At 63.6% G+C, this 23766-nt stretch carries 17 protein-coding genes; 13 read left to right on the top strand and 4 right to left on the bottom strand.

Annotated features, from left to right (window positions below; all coding sequences use genetic code 11):
- Window positions 1-11 precede the first annotated feature (11 nt).
- Both IGS55_RS05335 and IGS55_RS05330 read left to right on the top strand, forming a co-directional pair.
- Window positions 12-1064 (top strand): glycosyltransferase family 2 protein, encoded by a 1053-nt coding sequence (locus IGS55_RS05335; RefSeq protein WP_230515382.1) that lies wholly within the window; start codon window positions 12-14, stop codon window positions 1062-1064.
- A gap of 384 nt (window positions 1065-1448) precedes the next feature.
- A complete protein-coding gene (locus tag IGS55_RS05330; protein WP_230515381.1) occupies window positions 1449-3686 on the top strand; it encodes a heparinase II/III domain-containing protein in 2238 nt (745 codons plus the stop codon).
- Between the two features lie 355 nt (window positions 3687-4041).
- Here IGS55_RS05330 and IGS55_RS05320 read toward each other — a convergent pair whose 3' ends face one another.
- From IGS55_RS05320 to IGS55_RS05310, 3 genes are all read right to left on the bottom strand, one after another.
- Window positions 4042-5124: a CapA family protein gene (locus IGS55_RS05320; RefSeq protein ID WP_230515380.1), complete on the bottom strand. Its 1083-nt coding sequence runs from the start codon at window positions 5122-5124 to the stop codon at window positions 4042-4044.
- A gap of 10 nt (window positions 5125-5134) precedes the next feature.
- A complete protein-coding gene (locus IGS55_RS05315; RefSeq protein ID WP_230515379.1) occupies window positions 5135-6205 on the bottom strand; it encodes a glycosyltransferase family 4 protein in 1071 nt (356 codons plus the stop codon).
- Between the two features lie 63 nt (window positions 6206-6268).
- Window positions 6269-7627, bottom strand: a complete 1359-nt coding sequence (locus IGS55_RS05310) for a hypothetical protein (RefSeq protein ID WP_230515378.1) — start codon at window positions 7625-7627, stop codon at window positions 6269-6271.
- A gap of 639 nt (window positions 7628-8266) precedes the next feature.
- Here IGS55_RS05310 and IGS55_RS05305 point away from each other — a divergent pair.
- The 9 genes from IGS55_RS05305 (at window position 8267) to IGS55_RS05265 (ending at window position 18744) form a co-directional block, all read left to right on the top strand.
- Window positions 8267-10186 carry a heparinase II/III family protein gene (locus IGS55_RS05305; RefSeq protein WP_230515377.1) on the top strand — a complete coding sequence of 640 codons (1920 nt, stop codon included), beginning with the start codon at window positions 8267-8269 and terminating at the stop codon, window positions 10184-10186.
- A 27-nt stretch (window positions 10187-10213) separates the two neighbouring features.
- Window positions 10214-11323 (top strand): non-hydrolyzing UDP-N-acetylglucosamine 2-epimerase, encoded by a 1110-nt coding sequence (gene wecB / locus IGS55_RS05300; RefSeq protein ID WP_102295188.1) that lies wholly within the window; start codon window positions 10214-10216, stop codon window positions 11321-11323.
- Window positions 11320-12057 carry a WecB/TagA/CpsF family glycosyltransferase gene (locus tag IGS55_RS05295; protein WP_230515376.1) on the top strand — a complete coding sequence of 246 codons (738 nt, stop codon included), beginning with the start codon at window positions 11320-11322 and terminating at the stop codon, window positions 12055-12057. Before wecB ends, IGS55_RS05295 begins: the two co-directional genes overlap by 4 nt.
- A gap of 50 nt (window positions 12058-12107) precedes the next feature.
- The gene (locus IGS55_RS05290; RefSeq protein ID WP_230515375.1) at window positions 12108-13388 is read left to right on the top strand and encodes a nucleotide sugar dehydrogenase; all 1281 of its coding nucleotides are present in this window, start codon (window positions 12108-12110) and stop codon (window positions 13386-13388) included.
- 162 nt (window positions 13389-13550) lie between these two features.
- Entirely contained in the window at window positions 13551-14705 is a 1155-nt protein-coding gene (locus IGS55_RS05285; RefSeq protein WP_230515374.1) for a sugar phosphate nucleotidyltransferase, read from the top strand.
- A gap of 23 nt (window positions 14706-14728) precedes the next feature.
- Window positions 14729-16183, top strand: coding sequence for a mannose-1-phosphate guanylyltransferase/mannose-6-phosphate isomerase (locus IGS55_RS05280; protein WP_230515373.1), 1455 nt, complete (start codon window positions 14729-14731; stop codon window positions 16181-16183).
- 181 nt (window positions 16184-16364) lie between these two features.
- Window positions 16365-16922 carry an FxDxF family PEP-CTERM protein gene (locus tag IGS55_RS05275; protein ID WP_230515372.1) on the top strand — a complete coding sequence of 186 codons (558 nt, stop codon included), beginning with the start codon at window positions 16365-16367 and terminating at the stop codon, window positions 16920-16922.
- Between the two features lie 81 nt (window positions 16923-17003).
- Window positions 17004-17582, top strand: coding sequence for an FxDxF family PEP-CTERM protein (locus tag IGS55_RS05270; RefSeq protein WP_230515371.1), 579 nt, complete (start codon window positions 17004-17006; stop codon window positions 17580-17582).
- A 139-nt stretch (window positions 17583-17721) separates the two neighbouring features.
- A complete protein-coding gene (locus tag IGS55_RS05265) occupies window positions 17722-18744 on the top strand; it encodes a TIGR03790 family protein (protein WP_329958110.1) in 1023 nt (340 codons plus the stop codon).
- A gap of 70 nt (window positions 18745-18814) precedes the next feature.
- Here IGS55_RS05265 and IGS55_RS05260 read toward each other — a convergent pair whose 3' ends face one another.
- Complete coding sequence (locus IGS55_RS05260) at window positions 18815-19492, bottom strand: PEP-CTERM sorting domain-containing protein (protein ID WP_230515370.1); 678 nt, start codon at window positions 19490-19492, stop codon at window positions 18815-18817.
- A gap of 598 nt (window positions 19493-20090) precedes the next feature.
- Here IGS55_RS05260 and IGS55_RS05255 point away from each other — a divergent pair.
- Both IGS55_RS05255 and IGS55_RS05250 read left to right on the top strand, forming a co-directional pair.
- Window positions 20091-23084 carry an ExeM/NucH family extracellular endonuclease gene (locus tag IGS55_RS05255; protein WP_230515369.1) on the top strand — a complete coding sequence of 998 codons (2994 nt, stop codon included), beginning with the start codon at window positions 20091-20093 and terminating at the stop codon, window positions 23082-23084.
- 10 nt (window positions 23085-23094) lie between these two features.
- Window positions 23095-23733 carry an NF038129 family PEP-CTERM protein gene (locus IGS55_RS05250; protein ID WP_230515368.1) on the top strand — a complete coding sequence of 213 codons (639 nt, stop codon included), beginning with the start codon at window positions 23095-23097 and terminating at the stop codon, window positions 23731-23733.
- Window positions 23734-23766 lie beyond the last annotated feature (33 nt).

Here is a 23766-nt window from a genome sequence, read left to right as displayed (position 1 = left end):
TCAGATTATCCATGCCAGCCACTGACCTGACTCCACGCGATGCCGCCGGCGCGCAGCAAGCGCCGCTGCTGACCATCATCATCAAGGCCCTCAACGAGGAACAGCATATCGAGGCCTGCCTGCGCTCGGCCCTGGCCGAATGCGAGGGCCTCGACGCGGAAGTGCTGCTGGTCGATTCGCTGTCGCGCGACCGCACGGTGGCGATCGCCAGGCAGTTTGGCGTGCGCATCGTGCAGTTCGTCTCGACCGACGACCGCAATTGCGGCGCGGCGCTGCAGCTCGGGTATCAGTATGCGCGCGGGCGCTACCTGTACGTGCTCGATGGTGACATGACCCTGGAGCCGGGCTTTATCGCCCAGGCCCTCGCGTACCTGGAAGCGCATCCCGGCGTGGCCGGCGTCGGCGGGCGCCTGATCGATACGGCGGTGCGCACCGTCGCCGACAAGATGCGCGTGCGGCAGTACGCCTCGCTGGCGCCGGCACGGGATGTGACGGCGCTGGGCGGCGGCGGCCTGTACCGTGGCGCTGCGATCGAGGCCGTCGGCTACCTGGCCAACCGCTGGCTGGCCGCCTTCGAGGAAGCGGAACTGGGTGCGCGCCTGCGCGCGGCCGGCTGGCGCCTGGTGCGCCTGGCGCTGCCCGCCGTGCGGCACTCGGGGCACAATGAAACGTCGCTGCAAATGATGCTGCGCCTGTGGCGCATCGGCCGCATCGAAGCGAGCGGCGTGTTCCTGCGCGCGGCGTTCGGCCACCGCTGGTTCAAGTATGCGGCGCGCACCTGCTGGTTTGTCTTTGCCGCTCCCGCCCTGTACCTGGCGGCCGGCTTGTTGGCGGGCGCGGCCGCGCTGGCCGGGGCCGCGTTCTGGCCGGCGCTGGGCGCGAGCGTGGCCGCCGTGTGGGGTGTCAGCCTTGGAATGTTGTTTTGGCGCAAAAAAGACTTGCGCGGGGCGTGCATCGCCATTCTGGCCTGGCACATGCATTCGGTGGGCGCGGCGCGGGGGTTTCTGCGCCCGGCCCGCGATCCGCAAATAGCCATTCCGGCATGCTTGTTAAGCGATCGGTAACGTGGTAAGCAAAGTAACTTTCGGTGATTTGTAAGTTTCTTCTTGGAAAAACCATTTAAAGTCGCGCAAAATTTCCCCTGGTCCGCCTGATGCAGGCGCGGCCACTACTATATTGCAGCGTTTGGCGAGCCGCATTGCGTTTTGCCAGCCTTTTAATATATCTCCCGGCAATAAATAGTTCTCTGTATTTTCTTTATTTCACGCAATGAAAATAGGCAAAACTTACGCCGCGATCAGGTGTAATATCCACTCGCAAACGGGATTTTAGCGAGGATTTTGAATTAAATAGCAATATTTTCGTGGAAGTTAGAAATAAATGCAAGAATTTCTAGAATTTCCCAGCCATATTATTTTGTTATCTATATTAGTTACCCAGGGGGGATTATGAATTTCAATGTTGCATCAATTTTGCGTGGCGTCCTGTTACTGGGTTGCGGCATCGCCGCGCCCAGCTATGCCGATTGGGCGACCTCGCCATTGGCACGGGTGACACGTGCTGCTCCCGCGAATGCGCAGATCCAGGCACAGAATCCACCGAGCTTTTCCTGGGCCATGCATCCCAGCAATCCCGCCGCGTATGTGCTGGAAATTCGCCGCACCGACCTGGCTGGCGCACCGCTGCAAACCTTTACCACGGACCGCACCTGGTATCTGCCGCTCGCCGCCCTGGCGCCCGGCGCCTATTCCTGGCGCGTGCGGCCGTCGACCACCACCGACTGGTCGACGGCACGGCCATTCTATGTCGATGCCAGCGCTTCCAAGCCATTCCTCGTGCCCGATACCGCCGCCCTGAAGGCGCGCATCGCGCAGCGCGCGCATCCACGCGGCCTGGCCGAGGACATTGCCAAGGTTAAATGGAGCGCGGCCAAGCAGGCCGAACGCAACCCGGCCGTGAATGTGCTCGTCGGCCAGGTGCAATGGCGCGCCAAGAGCATTCCCATCTACAAGGATTCGGACTGGCCGCTGGTCACCTCGGGCGCCATGACGGCGGCTGGCAACGTGCAGGTGTCGCAGATCCGCTGGGCCATAGGCGACGTGACGCGCCAGCTGGAAGCGGCCGCCTTGCTGTGGCGCGTGACGGGCGACCGCCAGTACCTGAACGAAGCGGTGACGCGCGGCGGGCAGCTGGCGGCGCTGTCGCCCACCGGCCCGACCAGCCTGGCCAATTCCGACCAGGAAAACCGCCTGATTGCGCTGACGCTGGCCAAGGCCTTCGATTTCCTGGGCAGCGACCTGGACAGCGCATCGCGCGCCAGCTGGCTGAAGGCGATCGAGGGACGCACCGCGCCCATCTATGATTCGCTGAAGGTGAGCAATGGCATCCTCGACCAGTATCCCTTCGATTCGCACGGCGTCGTGGCGCAAGGCTATGTGGCGCTGATTTCCGCGCTGACCCTGGGCGATATTCCCGCCGCCGAGAAGTGGTTTGATTTCTCGTTCCGCGCCTATGTGAATTCGATCTATATCTGGAGCGGCCCGGAAGGCGGCTTTGCGAACGGCACCAGCTATGGCCAGCACATGGCCCTGACGTCCCTGTTTGTCTGGCAGCCGCTGGCGAACGCCACCGGCGTGAACCTGTTCGAGAAACCGTGGAGCGCCGGCTTCCTGCGCATGTTCATGTACTTCCAGCCGCCAGGTTCGCCCACGCACGTGTTTGGCGACGAGCATGAGACGGCGCCGATCCCCACGGAGCTGAAAGGCTTTGCCTCGCGTCTCGCTTCGCCCGAAGCGGCATGGTATGTGCGCAACCTGGTGGGCGAGGAAGATGCGCTGACCCTGGCGCAAGCGCCATGGCCTCTGCCGGTGGCGTCCGTCACCACGGCAACGCCGCCGCCGAATGCGGCGCTGTTCTCCAGCATCGGCTGGGTGGCGATGCACAGCAGCCTGGCGCTGCGCGACCGCACCTCCGTGTACTTCAAATCGAGCCCGTATGGCTCCTTCAATCACAGCCATGCCGACCAGAACAGCATCGTGCTGGTGAGTGGCGGCCGGCCGCTGCTGACGGAATCCGGCTGGTACGACTGGTATGGTTCGCCGCTGTGGAATGACTGGTATCGCCAGACCAAGGCGCACAATGCGGTGACGTTTGACGGCGGCAAGGGACAGCTGGCCGTGGGCTTCGATACTTTGCTCAGCCGCAATGGCAAGATCATTTCCTTCGCCACCACGCCTGGACTCGACTATGCGGAAGGCGATGCCACGGCCGCCTTTGACGGTGCGCTGACGGCCAACAAGCGGCAACTCTGGTACCTGCGCGGCACTGACGTGCTGGTCGTGCGCGACACCCTGGCGTCGGCCACGGCGCGCGCGTTCGAGTGGAACATGCATGCGATCGTGCCGATGACGGTGGCAACGGATGGCGGCGTCGTCATCCAGAATGCCGACCGCAATGTCTGCATCAGTTCCGTCACGGGCGACACCACCTTCGTCAAGAAGACGGGCGGCGCGTCGAAAACCGGCACGTACGAAGATCACGCCGCCTTCGTGAAAAAGCCCGCCATCAGCGCCGAGTTCCTGGTGGTGCTCGATGTGGGCTGCAAGAAGCCGAAAATCTCGCTGGTGCCAACGGCAACGGGCCGCAGCCTGACTGTCGGCACCTTCTCGATGGCCTTGCCAAAATAAGCAGTCGCATCTTCTGACGCGAACGGCGGCACCCCGGTGCCGCCGTTTTTTTTGGTTATGCCACCGCCAGATAGGGGAATCGCGTGCATTGCAGGCTGGTCCTGTGGGCTGACGCTACGCACCAGACCAGCAAGGAGCCGGCCAGGCAAGCAGCGCAGTGGAAAATCTTCATCGCCCGGCTCCCCCTATTGATCACGGCATGGCGTGGCGACGCATTGCCTGCCGGATTGTCCCGCCTGGCGCTGGATGGTCGATGCCCGGCGCATCCGGTCGCCGGAAACATTGTGGAAAGCAACACCGGGCGATTTCCCGCACTTGGCGCTGCCATCACCTTTTTTTCCTCTGCCGCGAAGGCCTACCAGTTGTACGGCTTGTGCAAGCCGCTGCGGATGGCCAGCTTGCGCACGCTGCGCCTGGCGCGCAGCAGGGCGAACTTGAGGGCGCTGTCGGCCTGGCGCCAGCCGCGGTAGCTCCAGAAGGTATAGCTGTAGCGGTGGCCGGAATTGCCGTCGAGGCGGCCCGTGCTGGCGAACCAGGCGCGGTATTGCGCGTCATCCATGCCCGCAAACGGCGTGCGTTCGCGCAGCTCGGCGTCATCGCCGGCCGGCGCCGAGCCTTCGCGCGTCAGCCGTCCCTCTTGCGGGTGATAGCGCAGCCAGTGTGCCGTCACGCCGTCGTCCGCGACAGCCAGCACCAGCTGTTCGCAGACATACGGCGTCTTGTAGTGCAGCAGGCGGCCCCGGTATTGCGTCTGCGGCAGGATGGCGTTGCCCAGCGAATAGGCGATGGCGCCATGCCGGTAGCGTTCATAGCCTTGCACCACATGCGGATGGTGGCCGATGACCAGGTCCGCGCCCGCATCGATTGCCTGGCGCGCCCATTCACGGTCGGCCGGCTGGGGAAAGCGCGCCAGTTCATAGCCCCAGTGCAGGAATGCCACCAGCTTGGCGGCCGGAAATTGCTGGCGCAAACGGGCCAGCATGGCGAGCGCCGCGGCAGGATCGAAGGGCATGGCGCTGTCCTGGCTGCCTTCCGTGCCCGGCTCCGGCAAGGCGGAGCAGGCGCCGAACAGGATGTACTGCGTGCCCGCCACCTGCAGCTCGCAATGCGGCAAGGCGCGCGTGCCGAAGGCGGCGATGCCGTTCGCGTCCAGCATCTGCCGCGTGTGCGCCAGGCCGCCCTTGTAGTCGGAGATATGGTTGTTGGCCAGGCCGCAGGCGCGCACATTGAGCTGGCGCAGGATGCCGGTGGCCGAGGCATCCGAATACAGGTTGAATTTGTAGTCATTATTGACCGCGCATTCCTGCGCGGGCCCGGCCAGCAGCGCGCCCTCGAGATTGACGACCATGGCCGCGCCATCGGCGAGTTCCCGCAGCGCTTGATAATCGAGGATGTCTGCTTGCGGCCAAGCAAGATCACCGGCGAACAGTAATGTCATGCTGAGACTTTCATGGTTGATCGTAGGCTGCCAGCAGCCGGCTGATCGCTTGTTCGGTGGAAAACAAATCCTGCGTGCGCGCCATGGCCGCGGTGGATGCCGCTTGCCAGCGCCCGCCGGCGCACCAGGCTTGCACGGCGTCGGCATAGTCGGCGGCGCTGGCGTCGAGGGGCAGAATTTGACCGATGTCGCCGATCACGGAGCGGTTGAAGCCATTCTCGGACGCCAGCGGCATGCAGCCCATGCCCATCGCTTCCGTCAGGGCGTTCGAATGGCCTTCGCCTTTGTGGCGCGTGGGAAACAGGAAAAAGTGCGCATTGCCGAATTCGGCCAGCACTTGCTCCGACGACAGGGCGCCGGGCCAGCGCACGGCGCAGTCGCCGTATTCCTCGCGCAATTGGGCCAGCAGGGCCGCCGGACCTGGGCCGGCCACCGTCAGGCTGCAGTCGACGCCCCGCTGCGCCAGCAGGCGTGTTGCCTCCAGCACCGTGCGTATGCCTTTTTCCAGCGTGATGCGTCCCGCATACACGAGGCGCACGGGACCCGTGCCGGGCGCGCCGAGCGTGCGCGCGGGCAGCTTGCCCGCGCTGATATGGTTGGGCAGGTAAAACGCCGGCTTGCCGGTGGTTTGCCGGACGAAGTCCGCGTATTCCATGCCTTCGATCATGACGATGTCGGCCCGCCGCAGCAGGTGGCGGAACAGCCAGCGGTACAGCGCGCCATAGCGCGCGTAGTAGCGCAGCATGGAACCGGCGCGGATGTCGTACACGGTGCGCAGTCCCATGATGCGGGCGCGGCGCAGCAGCAGTATTTCAGGCAAGACAAATTGTTTGTACAGTCCCGTCAAATGCAGCAGCTGCCCTTGATGCTGCGGCAGCTCGCGCAGCAGGCTGGCAAAGCCCAGCACATATGCCGGCAGTTTTTTCCATGGCTTGCCGGTGGGCTGCGGGTAATACAGCTCGTCGACCGTGCGGCCCTGTCCGCGCAGCGCATCGATGCTGCGCCGGTTGCACGCCTCATAGCCGCCATTGGGCGCCTGTCCTGGCCGGGGGATGGGGCCGCAAAAGAGGATTTTTTTCATCATGCGTTCATCGCTCTGCTTAAAAAAGACGGCGGGGCGCCGCCGCGTCCTGGCCCTGCCGCTTCACCGGCGCGCTCCAGGCCATTCTTGGGAAACCCATTTGTATTTGCCGCTAGGCATCAGGGGGATATCCTCGACCAAGTGGATGCTGACCGAGATCCTGTCGCTGATATAGCGCTGGAAGTTGCTTTCCAGCGCCACCGTGTCGGCCTCCGCATAGCCTGCTTCCGGCACGATGCGCACGACCCAGGTGCCGGGGCCCGTTTGCGCGACCTGCGATTTGCGGATATGCGCCAGTCCCTTGAAGGCAAACGTCACGATGCTGGCGCTGACGGCGGCGCCTTCGCTGTCATACAGCTGGTCTTCCACCTTGCCCGAGGACAGTTCGATGCGCGCGGCGTGCCTGCCACAGGGGCACTCGCCCGGCAGCCAGCGCGCGCGGTCGCTGAGGCGGTAGCGCAGCAGGGGCATGACGTGATTGTGCAGGGTGGTGCCGACGACATGGCCGAAATCGCTGGTGGGCTGGTTGTCGTCGTCGAGAATTTCAACCAGGGAATACTCGGGCTGCACATGGTAATAGCCCGCTTCGCACTGGGCGGCGAAGGCGACGCGCTCGGCCATGCCATAGGTGTCGAACACACGGCAGCCGAAGGCGCGCTCGATCTGTTCGCGCTGCAGGGGGAACAGGGGTTCCGAGCCGGTGACGACGGCTGGCAGGCGCAAGGCATGGCCGAGGCGCTCGGCGTGGCGCGCGAGGTCAAAGCAGGCCGACGGATAGGCGCGCAGGATGGCGGGCTGGCTGGCGGCGATGGCCTCGAGTATGGCTTGCGCCGTGCTCGCGGATAAATGTCTTGTGGAAATAAACAACTGCTTGCCGAACGGGTCCTGATGCCAGTAGGGCGCTTGCCGCTGGCCTGGCGCGCAGACCTGGTCGCCACGCACCACGGCTTGCTGCGCGCCGTGCGTGTAGCCGGCCCATTGCCATGCCTGCAGGTGGAAGGCTTCTTCCCACATGACCGAATCGAGGCTGCGGAAGACTTCCAGGGGCGTGCCCGAGGTGCCGCTGGTTTTTCCCGCCGGCCACCAGGGACGCCGTTTGCCCGCGCGCGGGTACAGGGTGGCGCGGCCGTTCAGCAAGTCCTGCTTGTCGAGCACGGGATAATGCGTGCGCAGCCAGGCCAGCGGATCGGCATCGGCCGGCGGCAGGGCGATGGCGGCATAGCGCGGCAGCTGGCGCCGCGCGGCGGCCAGGGTGGCGCGCAGCAGCGTTGCCTGGCGCGCCAATTGCTGCGGTGCGCTGGCGTGTTCCCGCGCCTGCAGGCCGGCGGCGCGGCGCAGGACGAACGGATTACGTCTGATTAAATGGCGAAGCAGAAATAAGATGTTTTTACGGCCATTCGACAGCATAGATAGGCTTTTCAAGAAAAATCGTCATTGCCGCGCCCTTGCATGCATGCACGCATGCTGCGGCGCGGCCAGGCGTGGCTATTTGCTCATGTTAGCGTATTCGCCAGGTTTATTACGGTACTATTTATATCAGTGCAATGCGGGTGTTTTTCGGCACACTGTTGCCGCCAGCATGCAGCGCGGCTGGCGCGTGGGCGGCACGCATGTCCGCAGCGGCCCTGTCAGAGCCGCGTCACAGCCACATCATAGTTTATTTTCAATGTAATTGTCCAAATTACATTCTTGCAGAACGCACGTGCCGCGCCGGCATTGCTCTGCAGCGCGCATGCTTCCACGGGGGCGCGCCAGTTTTTTTTCGCGGCGGGCCCGGCACAAAAATGCTGCGCTGCGATTGACAAGCGTGGCAGCGAATGCAATCATTGTGTTGTTTTGACATTATTTTCTTTTGGCTGTGTTGCGTGGACAGCATGTATTTTGCGTAATACTGTGTCGCTGGCATGAATTGAATGGAATCCTGGAGGTTGTGAATGGATGTATTGCTGGACAAGGCAGTCGCGGCAGGGTGCTTGCGTGACTGACGCCGGGGCAGCGATGACGGCGGCCCCGCGCAAGCGTGCCGGCCGCCTCAGATGGTTGTGGAACCGGCTGCGCTGCATGCCGCCGGGCGAACCGTTCTACCGTTTGCGCCAGGCGGGCATCGCGCGCCTGCTGCGCCATGGCTGGCTGGCCACGACGCCGCCGGCGCCGCTGGCCGGCGCTGGCGCCGCGCGGCCATACCGCGTGCCACGCCTGGACAGTGCGGCCGCCTACCTGCGCGAAGCCGATGCCATCATGGCTGGCGAAGTGCTGCTGTTTGCCACCGCGCGCTTCCAGGTGGGCACCTTGCCGCGCTGGAATACCGATCCGCTGACGGGCGTGGCGGGACCTTCCGGTTTCAGCCTGGCGCTGGATATCACCGACCGCGCCAGCGTGGGCGACATCAAACATGTGTGGGAACTGAGCCGGCATTTGCACCTGGTGCGCCTGGCGCAAGCGTGGGCGCTGAGTGGCGAGGCGCGCTACCGCGATGCGCTGGCGGCGCAGATCGATTCCTGGCTGGAACAATGTCCGCCGCTGCAGGGACCGAACTGGACCAGTTCCCTGGAGCTGGGCATCCGGCTGATCAACTGGAGCCTGATCTGGCACATCATGGGCGGCAGCGACGGCGCCCTGTTCCAGGGGCAGGCGGGCGAGCATTTGCGGCAGCGCTGGCTGGCGAGCATTTTTTCGCATTGCCAGTTCATTCAGCGCCATCTGTCGCGCCATTCGTCGGCGAACAATCACCTGATCGGCGAGCTTGCCGGCCTGTACGTGGCCAGCCAGGCGTGGCCGTGCTGGCCGCACAGCGCTGGCTGGCGCGCGCAGGCGCGGCGCGAACTGGAGCAGCAGGCGCAGCGCCAGCACTCGGCGGATGGCGTCAATCGCGAACAGGCGTTTGCGTACCAGGTGTTTGCCGCCGAATTCCTGCTGCTGGCTGGCGTGAGCGGCGCGCGCGCCGGCACGCCGTTCAGCGATGCCTATTGGCGCGTGTTGCAGCGCGCCACGCATTTCCTGCGCGCCGTGCGCGACGTGGGCGGTCATGTGCCGATGGTGGGCGACGCCGACGACGGCATCGTCTTCCGGCTGGAACCGGCTGAGGCTATGGATGCGGGTGACCGGCCGTCCATGCTGCTGGCGCTGGGCGACGCCCTGTGGGGTGGCCAGCCGCCGGCGCAGCACAGCGCCACGGCGCAATGGTTGCTCGGTGGCATGACCTTGCCGGCCATGCCAGCGCCGGATGGCGCGGCCGGCGCCTGGAACTTTGCCGACGGCGGCTACCTGCTGTTCGGCAGCGACTTCGGCCAGCCGGCGGAAATCAAGGGCATGCTCGATTGCGGCCCCCTCGGCTACCTGGGCATCGCCGCGCACGGGCATGCCGATGCGCTGGCGCTGACCTTGTCCGTGGCGGGAGAGGAATGCCTGGTCGATCCCGGTACTTATTCGTACTGGCAGGATATCAAGTGGCGCGATTACTTCCGTGGCACGTCGGCGCACAATACCCTGCGCGTCGACGGGCAGGATCAGTCGGTGAGCGGCGGGCGCTTCATGTGGCTGCGCAAGGCGGCTGTGCGCATCCTGCAGATGCCGCTCGGCCCGGCCCAGTTTGCGTTTCGCGGCGCACACGACGGCTATGCGCGCCTGGCCGATCCCGTGCGCCATGTGCGCAGCGTGGAGTTCGACGCGGCGACGCGGCGTTTGCGCGTGCGCGACAGCGCCGAGGCGCGCCAGGCGCACGCGCTGGAACAGTTCTGGCATTTCGCGCCCGGCCTGTCGGTGCGGCTGGAAGACGGCGTGCTGGTGGTGCGCGGCGCGCGCTTCCGCCTGGAAGGCCGTTTCGCGGGCACGGGCCTGCGCCTGCAACTGGCCAGCGCCAGCGAAGACCCGCCGCTGGGCTGGTATTCGCGCCACTACGAAGTCAAAGTTGCGTGTACTACCTTGTGCGTCGCGGTCGATGGCGGCGACATCGCGGCAGAATTTACGCTGGCATTATTTTAGTCCCTATTAACGTTGAAAGAACATACGATGCCTACCCTCTATCTGGTTGCCGGAGCGCGTCCCAATTTCATGAAGATCGCCCCCATCGTGCGGGCGCTGCAAGCCCACGGCGGACTGCGCTTCAAGATCATCCATACCGGTCAGCACTATGACCGCGACATGAACGAAGTGTTTTTCGAGGAACTGGGCATCCCCCAGCCCGACGTCTTCATGGGTGCCGGCGGCGGCAGCCACGCGCAGCAGACGGCCAGGATCATGCTGGCCTTCGAGGAGCTGTGCCAGGCCGAGCGGCCCGATGCCGTGCTGGTGGTGGGCGACGTGAATTCCACTCTGGCCTGCTCCATCGTGGCGAAGAAACTGAATATTCCTGTCGCACACGTCGAGGCGGGCTTGCGCAGCGGCGACATGGCCATGCCGGAAGAGATCAACCGCCTCGTCACGGACAGCATCAGCGACTGGTTCTTTGTCACGGAACCGAGCGCCCTCGAGCACCTGCGGCGCGAAGGCAAGCCCGATGACGCCGTGCATTATGTGGGCCACGTGATGGTCGACAACGTGCTGTACCAGGCGGAAAAGCTGGCCGCCAACGGCATCGGCGAAGGCGAGGGCGCAGCCTTCAAGGCGCGCCATGCGGGCGCCGGCCAGGGCTATGGCGTGGTGACGCTGCACCGTCCCAGCAATGTGGACAGCCAGGAAATGATGCAGGCCATCGGCGGCGCCTTGCGCAGCATCGCGCAGGACTTGCCGCTGATTTTCCCGGTGCACCCGCGCACCCGCGCCAACCTGGAAAAGTTCGGCATCGACATGGGGCCGAACGTGACGCTGGTGGGGCCGCAAGGCTACATGGCCTTCCTGAACCTGTGGAAAGACGCCAGCGTCGTGCTGACGGACAGCGGCGGGCTGCAGGAAGAAACCACGGCGCTGGGCGTGCCGTGCCTGACGATACGTGAAAACACCGAGCGCCCGATCACGGTGGACGAAGGCAGCAATGTGCTGGTGGGTACGGACCCCGCCCGCATCGTGGCCGAGGCCGGCAAGATCCTGCGCGGCGAGGGCAAGCGGGGGCAGCGTCCCCTGCTGTGGGATGGCAAGGCGGCCGAGCGCATCGTGGCCGTGCTGGCGGCGCAATTATCATGAGCGGCCGCATCACGATGATGGGCTGCCAGATCGACAATCTGTCGATGGAAGAAACCCTGCAGACGGTCGAAGGCTTCATCCAGTCCGGCAAGCCGCACCAGCATGTGGTGGTGAATGTCGACAAGCTGGTCAAGGCGGAGCGCGATGCCGAGCTGCGGCGCATTATCAACGAGTGCGCGCTGATCAATGTCGACGGCATGCCGGTGGTCTGGGCCTCGCGCCTGCTGGGCAAGCCATTGAAGGAGCGCGTCGCCGGCGTCGACCTGTTCGAAGCGCTGATGCGGCGCAGCGCCGCCAAGGGCTGGCGCGTGTACCTGCTGGGCGCGCGCGAGGAAGTCGTCAGCGAGGTCAAACGCCTGTATGAGATCAAGTATCCGGGCCTGGTGGTGGCCGGCTGCCGCAATGGCTACTGGAGCGAGGCGGAAGAGCCTGGCGTCGTGGCGGACATCACGGCGGCGCGGGCAGACTTGCTGTTTGTTGCCATCAGCTCGCCGAAGAAAGAGCATTTCCTGGGCCAGTACCAGGGCCAGATGAAAATCCCCTTCGCCATGGGCGTGGGCGGCACCTTCGACGTGGCCGTGGGCCGCGTCAAGCGCGCGCCCGTGTGGATGCAGAAGTCGGGGCTGGAATGGTTTTATCGTTTCTTGCAGGAACCGCGCCGCATGTTCCGGCGCTATTTTATCGAGGACATGGCGTTTTTCCGCCTGTTCCTGAAGGAAGCGCTGCGCCGCTGAGCGTCACCCGCCCCCAATGGTTACTCCCTTTTTAGATTGAAAGTATTGCTATGACTACTATTGCCGTGATTGGCCTCGGTTATGTCGGTTTGCCCCTCGTTGCCGAATTCGGCAAGCAGGGGCGCACCATCGGTTTTGATATCGTGCAGAGCAAGGTCGACAGCTGTCTGCGCGGCGTCGATCCTTCGCGCGAGCTGAGCAACGAGCAGATGGCGGCCGCCGTGCACGCCGAATACTCGTCCGACCCGGCCGTCCTGGCCGAAGCCGACATCATCATCGTTGCCGTGCCCACGCCCGTCGACGTGGCGCACAGCCCGGACTTCGCGCCGCTGATCGGCGCCAGCAAGAGCCTGGGCCAGCATATGAAGAAGGGCGTCATCGTGGTGTACGAGTCGACCGTCTATCCGGGCGCCACGGAAGAAATCTGCATTCCCGTGCTGGAACAGGCCTCGGGCATGCAGTGGAAGCGCGACTTTTTCGTCGGCTATTCGCCCGAGCGCATCAATCCGGGCGACCGCAAGCACATGCTGACGAACGTGGTAAAAGTGGTCTCGGGCGACACGCCGCAAACGCTGGAGGCGGTGGCGGCCATGTACGAATCGATCGTCGAACCGGGTGTGCACCGCTGCTCCAGCATCAAGGCGGCCGAAGCGTGCAAGGTGATTGAAAACACCCAGCGCGACCTGAATATCGCGCTGATGAACGAGCTGGCCATCATCTTTGACAAGATCGGCATCGATACCTCCGAGGTGCTGACGGCGGCCGGCACGAAGTGGAATTTCCTGAAATTCAGTCCCGGGCTGGTGGGCGGTCATTGCATCGGCGTCGACCCCTACTATCTGACGCACAAGGCCGAGACCCTGGGCTACCACCCGCAGGTGATCCTGGCCGGCCGGCGCATCAACGACGGCATGGGCAAGTACATCGCCGAGCAGACCATCAAGAACATGATTGCCGCCGGCAGCTACATCAAGGGCGCGCGCGTGAACGTGCTGGGCCTGACGTTCAAGGAAGACTGCGCCGACCTGCGCAACTCCAAGGTGGGCGACGTGATCAACGAACTCAAGACCTATGGCGTGGAAGTGTTCGTGCACGACCCGTACGCGGATGCGGAAGAGGCGATGCACGAGTACGGCGTGCGCCTGTTCAGCTGGGATGAGTTGCCGCGCGCCGACGCCATCGTGGCGGCCGTGTCGCATCGCGCGCTGACGTTGCTGCCGGTGGAAGACTTCCAGCAAAAACTGATCAAGGGCGGCTGCTTCATCGACGTCAAGGCCTGTTTCAACGAAGCGGAACTGCGTGCCGCCGGCATCAAGGTCTGGCGCCTGTAGCACATGTTTGACCTGGAACAGGGAATGCCGCATTCCCTGTTTTTCCGCATGCTTCCCCGCGCTGTATCAAACGTGCTGAAGAGCACGTCTGTATAGTCGATCCGACAGTCTTTGCACAGGGGCAGCGCGGCCACCCTCATTCACGATGGAAAGCAAGCGATCATGAAAGCAATGATATTGGCGGCAGGCAAGGGGACGCGCGTGCAGCCCCTGACCTATGATTTGCCCAAGCCGATGATTCCTATCCTGGGCAAGCCCGTGATGGCTTACCTGGTCGAGCACCTGGCGCAGCATGGCGTGACCGATATCATGGTCAACGTCAGCTACCTGCATGAAAAGATCGAGGAGTATTTCGGCGAAGGCCACCAGTTTGGCGTGCAGATCGGCTATTCCTTCGAGGGCCATACAAATGACGCGGGCGAGGTCGTGCCGGTGCCGCTCGGCTCGGCTGGGGGCATGAAGAAGATCCAGGAGTTTGGCGGCTTCTTTGATGAAACCACGATCGTGCTGTGCGGCGATGCCTTGATCGACCTCGACCTCAAGTCGGCCCTGCTCGAACACCGCCGCAAGGGCGCGCTGGCTTCCGTCATCACGCTGGAAGTGCCTTGGGACAAGGTGTCGAGCTATGGCGTGGTGGTCAGCGACGCCGATGGGCGCATCCAGGCCTTCCAGGAAAAACCGGCGCAGGCCGAGGCGCTGTCCAATTGCGTCAGTACCGGCATCTACCTGTTCGAGCCGGCGGTGCTGGACCTGATTCCCAGCGACCGGCCGTTCGATATCGGTGCGGAACTGTTCCCCCTGCTGGTGGAAAAGGGCTTGCCGTTCTATGCGCAAAAGCGCCACTACAACTGGATCGACATCGGCAGCGTCAAGGATTACTGGGAAGTGCTGCAAAGCGTGCTGATGGGGGAGGTGGCCCAGTTGCACGTACCCGGTATCCAGATTGCCGACGGCGTGTGGGTGGGCTTGAACACGCGCATCGACTGGAGCGGCGGAACGCGTATCGAAGGCCCCGTGTATATCGGTTCGGGCTGCCGCATCGACGCGGGCGCAAGCATTGTCGGCCCCACCTGGATCGGCCATGGCAGCCATGTCTGCGCGGGCGCCGAAGTGGTGCGCAGCGTGCTGTTCGAATACACGCGCGTGCTGCCTGACGTGTTGCTCGATGAAATGATTGTCTTCAAGGAATATTGCGTCGACCGCGCCGGCCGCATGCGCCACGTGTCGGAAGGCGACGCCAACGCCTGGGGCAATGCGCGCGACCGCCGCCGCCGCCAGCGCCGCGCGAATGGCCCGCCGGCCCTGTATGCCACATAGCAGACCTTCGATGGAGTATCTCCATGAAAATCTATCCTGTCATTCTGTCCGGTGGTTCTGGCAGCCGCTTGTGGCCATTGTCGCGGGCGCTGTTGCCTAAGCAACTGTTACGTTTGGTGACGGACAAGACGATGTTGCAAGAGACGGCGCTGCGTGTGTACAGCCTGCCCGCGCGCGGTACTGGCGACAGGGCGCTGGCGCGGATCGAGGTCATGCCACCGATGGTCGTGTGCGGTAATGAACACCGTTTCATGGTGGCCGAGCAATTGCGCGAGATCGGTCTGGCGCCGCTGGGTATCCTGCTCGAACCGGTAGGGCGCAATACGGCGCCGGCGGTGGCGGTGGCGGCGCAGTACCTGCTGGCCTTCGACCCCGAGGCGCTGATGCTGGTCTTGCCGGCCGACCATGTCATCACGGATGTCGCCGCGTTCCACCTGGCGATCGCCGAGGCGGCGGCGCTGGCAGGCGCTGGCGCGCTGGCCACCTTCGGCATCGTGCCGACGGCGCCGGAAACGGGCTATGGCTACATTCGCAGCGGCGAGCCGGTCGGCACCGGCGGGGCCGGTTATCGCGTCACACGGTTCGTGGAAAAGCCGGACCTGGCGACGGCACAGTCATTTGTCCTCTCGGGGAACTACTTGTGGAACAGCGGCATGTTCATGTTCCGCGCCGAGCGTTACCTGGGTGAACTGGGCCTGTTCCAGCCGGCCATGCTGGCCGCCTGTGAGGCGGCCGTGCGCCATAGCTACCGCGACCTCGGTTTCTGCTGCCTGGAAGAAAAGGCCTTTGCCGCCTGTGCCGCGGACTCGATCGATTACGCCGTCATGGAGCATACGGCCCACGCCGTGGTGCTGCCGGCCGCCATCGGCTGGAGCGATGTCGGTTCCTGGTCGGCCCTGTGGGAAGTGCAGCAGCGTGATGCCAGCGGCAACGTGGTGCGCGGCGATGTGTATCTCGATGACGTGCGCAATTGCCTGGTGCGTGCGGAAAGCCGCATGGTCGCCGTGCTGGGCCTGCAGGACCTGGTGGTGGTGGAGACGGACGATGCGGTGCTGATCGCGCACAAGGACCAGGTGCAGCGCGTCAAGCAGGTGGTGGAGCATTTGAAGCAGCAGGGACGCAGCGAATACCAGCAGCACCGCAAGGTCTACCGGCCATGGGGCAGTTATGAAGGCATCGACATCGGCGAGCGTTTCCAGGTCAAGCGCATCACCGTCAATCCGGGCGGCAAGCTGTCCTTGCAGATGCACCATCACCGGGCCGAGCACTGGGTGGTGGTCAGCGGCACGGCGCAAGTCACGTGCGGCGAGAAGGTGACCTTGCTGACGGAAAATGAATCGACCTACATCCCCATCGGCATGACGCACCGGCTGGAAAACCCGGGCAAGCTGCCCCTGCATCTGATCGAAGTGCAGTCGGGCAGCTATCTGGGCGAGGACGACATCGTGCGGCTGGAGGATGTATACCAGCGTGTCTGATGGCCTGCCGGCCGAGATACAAGAGTATAGAAACTATTGGCTCTCAGAATGATGCTATAAAGTAACTTTCTATTGGATAATAGTTAACACATTTGATTGCTTTATGCTATGATTCTGCCTGGTTTGATTAGATAACTCATGCGGATGCAAGCGCGTCCGCACTCACGCTCGGTGGAATCGCATGACGAAAAATACGTATTCGGTGCTGGCGGCGCTGGCCTTTGCCGGTTCAGCCTTGTTCTCGCAGGCGGCAATGGCTGCGCCGGTCGACATCAGCTCCGTTCCTGGCGCCGTCAACCTGACCGCGGGCGGTTCGCTGACCTTTGGCGACAAATTCAAAAACAATCAAAAAAGCAATTTTTTCAATGACTTGTTCACTTTCAACGTGACGCAGGCCAGCGATTTGAGCGTGATACTGAGCGCGCGCAGCAGCAGCGCCTCGAATGGCCTGAACCTCACAGGTTTTGGCTTGTACAGCAGCGTCGGCAACACCTTGCTGCTGGGCGGCAACCAGTTGTTGACTGGTATCGATGACAAGTGGAGCTTGTCGTATGCCAACCTGGCCGCCGGCACCTATTACCTGAAAGTCAGCGGCAACGTGGTCTCGAACACGGGCGCCGCCTTCAGCGCGAATGGCAGCCTGGTGTCGGCCGTGCCCGAGCCGGGCACGTATGCGATGCTGCTGGCCGGCCTGGGCTTGCTGGGCTTCGTGGCGCGCCGCCGCCAGAAGGCAGCCTGAACGTTCTTCGCCGTTCCCGAACCCTTTCGCATCTTATCCCGCAGCCAGTGCGTACTGGCTGCAGCACTCTTGGTGAAAAGTATGAAAAAATTCCTGCAATCCCTGTTTGTGGCCGCCATGTTTGCCGGCAGCAGCCTGGCCGCCCACGCGGCGCCTGTTGACCTCAGCCACGCGGCCGTGGACCTGACGCAAGACCTGCTCGACTATTCGAGCAGCGAACTGCTGGGCTCGTTTGCTCTGGCACCGGGCCAGCTGGCCGGCGCGGGCAACAACTTTTTCAGCGACAAATTTACCTTCAGCGTGACGGGTTTGAACGACCTGAGCGCATTGGCGACGTCGCTCAAGCCCAGCATCAATTCGGGCCTGACTCTGACCGGCTTTAGCCTGGGCAATGCCAGCGGCATCCTGTTCCACGGCGCCCTGGACCTGGTCAACTACACGGCGCAGGACCAGGCCTGGAGCCTGGCGTCCGGCGCCACGCCGCTGGCCGCCGGCAAGTACTTCCTGCAGATCGACGGCTATGTGGCCGCGCCGACAGGTGGCAGCTACAGCGGCATCCTGGCCGTCACGCCAGTGCCGGAGCCGGAAACCTACGGCATGCTGCTGGCCGGCCTGGCTGTGCTCGGTTTCATGGCGCGCCGCCGCAAGCCGCAGGCTTGAAACGCATGGGCGACAAATAAAGACGGAGGCTGCGGCCTCCGTTTTTTTTGGTGCGTGGCGACATGGCGCTATAATCTGCAGGCACAGCTGGCCGCTGCGGCTTGGCTGCCTCGATCGACTTACCTTGCGATACCGACCCTTGCATAAACTTCTCTCTTTTTCGCTGCTGCTGGCCGCCGGCATGGCACGCGCCGATGCGCCCGCCGTCGCACCGGGCCTGCAGCCGTCGCAATTGGCCATCGTCATCAATGATGCGGAACCGAACAGCGTGGAAGTGGGCGAGTATTACCGCCAGGCGCATGCCATTCCCGCCGCCAACGTGGTGCACGTGTCGATCCCGAACCGCCCCAAAAAGCTCAGCGTCGACCAGTTCGCGCAGCTCAAATCGCGCATCGATGCCCAGCTCAAGCCGGAAATCCAGGCTGTGCTGATGGTGTGGAGCGCACCCTATGCGGTCGAATGCAATTCCATCACCTCCGCCTTTACCTTGGGGTACGACGGCGGCCAATGCGTCAAGACCTGTGATGCGGGTAAACCCAGCACGTATTTCAACAGCAATGTGGGCCAGCCGTTCACCCAGATGGGGCTGCGTCTGTCCATGCTCTTGCCGGTTGACTATGTGGAAGAAGCCAAGGCGGTGGTCGACCGCGGCACGGCCAGCGGCTTTTCCATTCCCGCCGCCGGCGCGTACTACCTGACGACCAGTGATGGCGCGCGCAACAGCCGTGCCAGCTTCTTCCCGCCGGCCGGCGTGATACGCCAGCGCAAGCTGACGATCCGCAATCTGAAGGCCGACACGCTGGAAGGGGCGAAGGACGTCATGGTCTACCAGACGGGCCTGGCCAAGGTGCCCAAGCTCGATACCTTGCGTTTCCTGCCTGGCGCTTTGGCCGACCACCTGACCTCGTTTGGCGGCGACCTGCAGGGCACGGCGCAAATGAGCAGTCAGCGCTGGCTGGAAGCGGGCGCGACGGCCAGTTACGGCACCGTCAGCGAACCGTGCAACCACTGGCAGAAATTTCCGAATCCAACCGTCCTGCTGCGACGTTACCTGACAGGAATGACGGCGCTGGAAGCGTACTGGGGCAGCGTCGCGTGGCCGGCCCAGGGACTCTTCATCGGCGATCCGCTGGCGGCGCCGTATGCGGCGTTCCGGCGCTGAGGCAAGCGGCCATACGGATGCGTGGACGAAAAAAAAGGCTCTTGCGAGCCTTTTTTGATATGGTTGCCGCTTATGCCCTGGCCTGGCGCTTGCGGCGCGCGGCAAATGCCACGAGGCCGAGGCCGGCCAATACCATGGCATAGGTGTGGGGTTCCGGAATGGCCGGCAGTTCCGTGACGGTATCCTGGCGCCCTTGCAGGCCGCCGGCCGCACCGCCGCCGCCAATGCCGCCGCCGTTGCCGACGGCGCCGGGCAGGCTGGCGCCGCGCGCCAGCAGGCTGGTGTCGTCCGGTGTGGCCATGGCCATGCGGCCATAGGCGGGCGCCTGCGCGCCGCCCCAGCCCAGCAGGCTGTTGTCTTGCGGCTGCGCAAATTCGTCAGTGGCACCCAGCGACGTGCCCTGCGTCACGCGGGGCATGCCGCCACCGCCAGTGCGGCTGTTGCCCGATAATCCGCCGCCATTGCGCAGCGCATGCGTGCCATCGTCTTCATTCCACTGGTTGAAACTCTGGTCTTCCTTCTTGCGGCCAAATGCCTGATCGGCGCCGCTGCCATCGTTGGTCATGCTGTCCCTGCCGATGTCGCCGTTGATCAGGCGGCAATTGCTGCTCATGGCGTTCATGTCGCCATCATTGGCGCGCGCTTGCTGGCCGGACGACTCACTGGTCGCCGCGCAGCGCTTTTCATTGTTTTGGGCATTGCCCTGTGCCTTGCCTTGTGCCTGTGCCGCAGGGATCAATGCGAACATGGCGCTGGCAAGTAAGGCTAAATGTAAGGTAGGAGTGATTTTCATCGTGAGGCTCTCATAGGTCGCTTGTTCGCTGTCGCCGCACAGGCTTGCAGATACTGCCACAGCCTGCGGTGCGTGCTCTTGCTTGGCTAATTGCCATTTTACTACTTACGGAAATTTACTTTCCGGCATTTTCATGGCGGGAGTCGTACTCGGCCGGACGAGGCGTGATTTGGGCCTCGTGGGGAACTGATATGGCTTGCCGCACAAACATCTGGAATGCGCCGACCGCCACGGCTGCACCGCATGGTGCGCATGCACGGATCTCGTTTTATGTTGCTGTGGAACTTTAATTGAATGTTGGAAATATACCATAAATGGCGTAACTGCTGGGAAAAACGGTGTTTTTTTGTTGCGTAAAAGACATAGGCTCATGTTCTCAAGCTATCGTTTTGCTCCGTTCGGATGAATGCCATGTCATTAAGCTGTCATGGCAAAATGTTAATGTGGGAACATCAGTGACGACACTGTTCTTGCCCTGGCTGCGGTTGCGGTTGCCCGCACCTTCCGCCAGCACTTTTTGCCAGCATCCTTATTCATCGAACAGGATCTTTTCATGTCCCCATCATTCCATGTGTGCACGCCACCCGGGCGCCTGACCATCCTGGCCGCTTTGCTGGCCAGCCTGTCCGTGCCGGCCCTGGCCGCTTCCGACCTCGTCATCAGCCAGGTGTATGGCGGCGGCGGCAATTCCGGGGCGCTGTACACCCACGATTTCATCGAGATTTTCAACCGCGGCGCCAGCCCGGTAAATGTGAATAACTGGAGCGTGCAATACGCCTCCGCCGCCGGTACGACCTGGGCCGTCACGGCCTTGCCGGCTATCGATTTGCAACCAGGCCAGTATTTGCTGGTTCAGCAAGCCAAGGGTGCGGGTGGTACGGCCGCGCTGCCGACGCCGGATGCGACGGGCGGCGCGGCCATGTCCGGTACGGCAGGCAAGGTGTTGCTGAGTAATGGCAAGACGGCGCAAACGGGCGCCAGCCCCACGGGCGCCGCCATCGTCGACCTGGTCGGTTTCGGCACGGCCAATGGTTTTGAAGGCGCCGTGGCGCCCGCACCATCGAATACCCTGTCGATTGCGCGCGCGAATGGCGGCTGCGGCGACACGGACGACAATGGCGCCGACTTTGCCACCGGCAGCGTGACGCCACGCAATACGGCTTCGCCGCTGAATGTCTGCGGCGGCCCCGTCGTGCACCAGATTATTACCAGCTGCCCGGCCAACCTGGCCTTGGCCGTGGGCAATGGCGGCAGCGCCGTGCTGCGCGCGTCCGACGTCGATGGCGTCGTAAATGCGGCAAGTGTGACGTCGCCGGCCGTGGCCGGCATCAGCCTGGCCAATTTCAGCGCGGCCGGCGTGGCGGGCGAGAGCGCCAGCGTGAACCTGCTGGTGGCCGCCAGCGTGCCGGTGGGCAATTACCCTGTCATCGTGAATTTCAGCAACGACCAGCAGCAGACGGCATCGTGCAAGGTCGATGTGGCCGTGCAAGGCCTGGCCGCCATCAGCCACACGATCCCGCAAATCCAGGGTAGCGGTGCCAGCAGCCCCTACGCCAATTCCGTGCAGACGACCGAGGGCGTGGTGACGTTGAAAGTGGGCACCGGCTTCTTTATCCAGGATGCGGCCGGCGATGGCGACCCGTCTACGTCGGACGGCATCTTTGTGTACACGGGCGCGGCCGTCACCACCGTGCGGCCGGGCGAACTGGTGCGCGTGACGGGCACGGTGGTCGAATACACGCCATCGGGCGCGAAAAATTCCTATACGGAATTCAAGGACGTGACGGCCATCCTCACGCAAAGCGCGGGCCACAGCATCGTGCCGGCGAACGTGAGCTTGCCGAACGACAACCTGGCGGCAGTGGAAGGCATGCTCGTGCGCTTCACGCAACCGTTGACCGTGTCGCAAAACGCCTACTTGGGCGCGCGCGGCGAACTGAGCTTGTCGGCGGGACGGCGCGAAGTGCCGACCAACCGCTATCCGGCCGGTTCCGCCGAGGCGCAAGCCTTGATCGCCGCCAACGCGAACAACCTGATCGTGCTCGATGATGGCATTTTCGTGGCGCCGCCAACGATACCGTACATCGGCCAGGACAACACCGTGCGCAGCGGCGACACGGTGGCCGACCTGACGGGCGTGGTGGACTTTGGCGCCATCGGCGGTGGCGGTGCCGCCTACAAATTGCAGCCGACGCAGACGCCGCAATTTTCGCGTGACAACCCACGCACAGGCAGTCCGGAACTGCCATCTGGCAACGTCAAGGTGGCCAGCGCCAATGTGCTGAATTTCTTTACGACCTTTACCAATGGCAACAATATCTTTGGCCAGACGGGGCAGGGCTGTACCGTGGGCACTTCGACCACCAGGAGCAATTGCCGCGGCGCCGACAACCTGGCCGAGTTCGTGCGCCAGCGCGACAAGATCGTCGCCGAGCTGAAAGCCATCGACGCGGACGTGGTGGGCCTGATGGAAATCCAGAACAATGGCGAAACGGCCGTCACTTACCTGGTCGAACAACTGAACGCGGCCATCGGCGGCGTCACGTATGCCGTGGTGCCGAAACCGGCCGCCACGGGCACGGATGCCATCCGCGTGGCCATGATCTACAAGCCAGCCAAGCTGGGCCTGGTGGGCGGCGCCTTGTCGGACGCCAATGCCATCAACAACCGTCCACCGATGGCGCAAACCTTCCGCGCCGGTAATGGCGAGAAATTCTCGCTGGTCGTCAACCACCTGAAGTCGAAGGGCAGCTGCCCCTCGAGCGGGCTGGACGCGGACCAGAACGATAGCCAGAGCTGCTGGAACGCCACCCGCGTGCAGCAAGCCCAGCGCCTGATCGGCAGCTTCGTGCCGCAGGTGGCGGCCGCTGCCAGCGACGCGGACGTGCTGGTCATCGGCGACTTGAATTCGTATGGCGCGGAAGACCCGATCCAGGTCATCACGGGTGCCGGCTTCGTCAATGAACTCGAGCGTTTCGTGCGGCCGTCCGGCATGCCGTACTCGTACGTATTCGGCGGCCAGAGCGGCTACCTCGACCATGCGCTGGCCAGCGCTTCGCTGAGCCCGCAAGTGGCCGGCGTGGCCGAATGGCATGTGAATGCGGACGAGCCGGAAGTGATCGACTACAACATCGATTCGGCCAAGCCGCAAGATCTGTACAACGCCTTGCCGTACCGTGCGTCGGACCACGATCCTGTCGTCATCAGCCTGGACTTGCAGCCCGCCTACCGCGACATCACGGCCGGCGTGGCGCAAGCGAGCTCGGGTCTCACGTACAACCGCGTGACGCAAAAATACACGGGCACGTTCTCGTTCACCAACACTGGCACGAGCGCATTGAGCGGCCCGTTCCAGGTGGTGTTCGGCGGCTTGCCTGCCGGCGTCAGCCTGGCCAATGCCACGGGCAGCCATGCGGGCGACGCGTACGTCACGGTAAACGCCGCCAGCCTGGCGCCAGGCGCGACGGCCTCGTTTGCCGTCAGTTTCAGCAATCCGTCGAAAGTGACGATCACCTACTCGGCCAGCATCTTTGCCGGCAATTTCTAAGGACACCATCATGTTGACAACGACATTCAACCTCACCCTGCGCCGCGCCGTGCTGGCCGCCGTGCTGGCCGCCAGCTCCAGCCTGGCGCTGGCGGACCCGCTCGGCTACCGCGTGGAAATCGACACGAGCCAGTTCTCGGGCGCCGGTTTCCTCGACTTCGCCTTTATCGCCGGCAACAGCCCGGCGCCGGGCACCAGCGCCATACTCAGCAATTTCTCGGGCGCGTTCGGCGCACTGGAATCGATGGAAGGCAACGTCAGCGGCAGCTTGCCCGGCACCTTGACCTTCGGCAATAGCGGCGCCTACAACGACTGGTTCCACAACGTGACCCTGGGCGGCAAGTTCGGTTTCAATATCGTCTTTGGCGGCGACTTCCTGAACACGGCCGGCAATGCGGGCACGACCTTTGGCGTGGGCTTGCTCGACTCTACGGCCACGTCCTACCTGGGCAATGCGAATGGCAACCTCGTGCAATTCGAACTGACGCCGCTCAACGGCGGTTTGCCCGCCAGCATCGCCGGCAGCACGTATGCGAGCATCGCGTCGATCTCGGCCGTGCCGGAAGCGTCGGAATGGATGATGCTCACGGGCGGCCTGGCGCTGATCGGTTTTGCCCTGCGCCGGCGCCAGCCTGCCACCCGCGCCTAGTCTTTCCAGCCTGAACACAGCGCGCCTGCTGGC

This window comes from Janthinobacterium sp. EB271-G4-3-2 (assembly GCF_020858035.1).
GTDB lineage: Bacteria > Pseudomonadota > Gammaproteobacteria > Burkholderiales > Burkholderiaceae_D > Janthinobacterium > Janthinobacterium aestuarii.
Note: the sequence above shows the minus strand (reverse complement) of the source record. Positions and strands in the feature narration are given on the sequence as shown.

Coding starts and splice junctions, on each gene's coding strand:
- wecB (WP_102295188.1), top strand. CDS start 10,214: ATGCCTACCCTCTATCTGGTTGCCGGAGCGCGTCCCAATTTCATGAAG.
- IGS55_RS05260 (WP_230515370.1), bottom strand. CDS start 19,492: ATGTTCGCATTGATCCCTGCGGCACAGGCACAAGGCAAGGCACAGGGC.
- IGS55_RS05320 (WP_230515380.1), bottom strand. CDS start 5,124: ATGACATTACTGTTCGCCGGTGATCTTGCTTGGCCGCAAGCAGACATC.
- IGS55_RS05270 (WP_230515371.1), top strand. CDS start 17,004: ATGAAAAAATTCCTGCAATCCCTGTTTGTGGCCGCCATGTTTGCCGGC.
- IGS55_RS05330 (WP_230515381.1), top strand. CDS start 1,449: ATGAATTTCAATGTTGCATCAATTTTGCGTGGCGTCCTGTTACTGGGT.
- IGS55_RS05285 (WP_230515374.1), top strand. CDS start 13,551: ATGAAAGCAATGATATTGGCGGCAGGCAAGGGGACGCGCGTGCAGCCC.
- IGS55_RS05255 (WP_230515369.1), top strand. CDS start 20,091: ATGTCCCCATCATTCCATGTGTGCACGCCACCCGGGCGCCTGACCATC.
- IGS55_RS05305 (WP_230515377.1), top strand. CDS start 8,267: ATGCCGCCGGGCGAACCGTTCTACCGTTTGCGCCAGGCGGGCATCGCG.
- IGS55_RS05275 (WP_230515372.1), top strand. CDS start 16,365: ATGACGAAAAATACGTATTCGGTGCTGGCGGCGCTGGCCTTTGCCGGT.
- IGS55_RS05290 (WP_230515375.1), top strand. CDS start 12,108: ATGACTACTATTGCCGTGATTGGCCTCGGTTATGTCGGTTTGCCCCTC.
- IGS55_RS05295 (WP_230515376.1), top strand. CDS start 11,320: ATGAGCGGCCGCATCACGATGATGGGCTGCCAGATCGACAATCTGTCG.
- IGS55_RS05335 (WP_230515382.1), top strand. CDS start 12: ATGCCAGCCACTGACCTGACTCCACGCGATGCCGCCGGCGCGCAGCAA.
- IGS55_RS05250 (WP_230515368.1), top strand. CDS start 23,095: ATGTTGACAACGACATTCAACCTCACCCTGCGCCGCGCCGTGCTGGCC.
- IGS55_RS05315 (WP_230515379.1), bottom strand. CDS start 6,205: ATGAAAAAAATCCTCTTTTGCGGCCCCATCCCCCGGCCAGGACAGGCG.
- IGS55_RS05280 (WP_230515373.1), top strand. CDS start 14,729: ATGAAAATCTATCCTGTCATTCTGTCCGGTGGTTCTGGCAGCCGCTTG.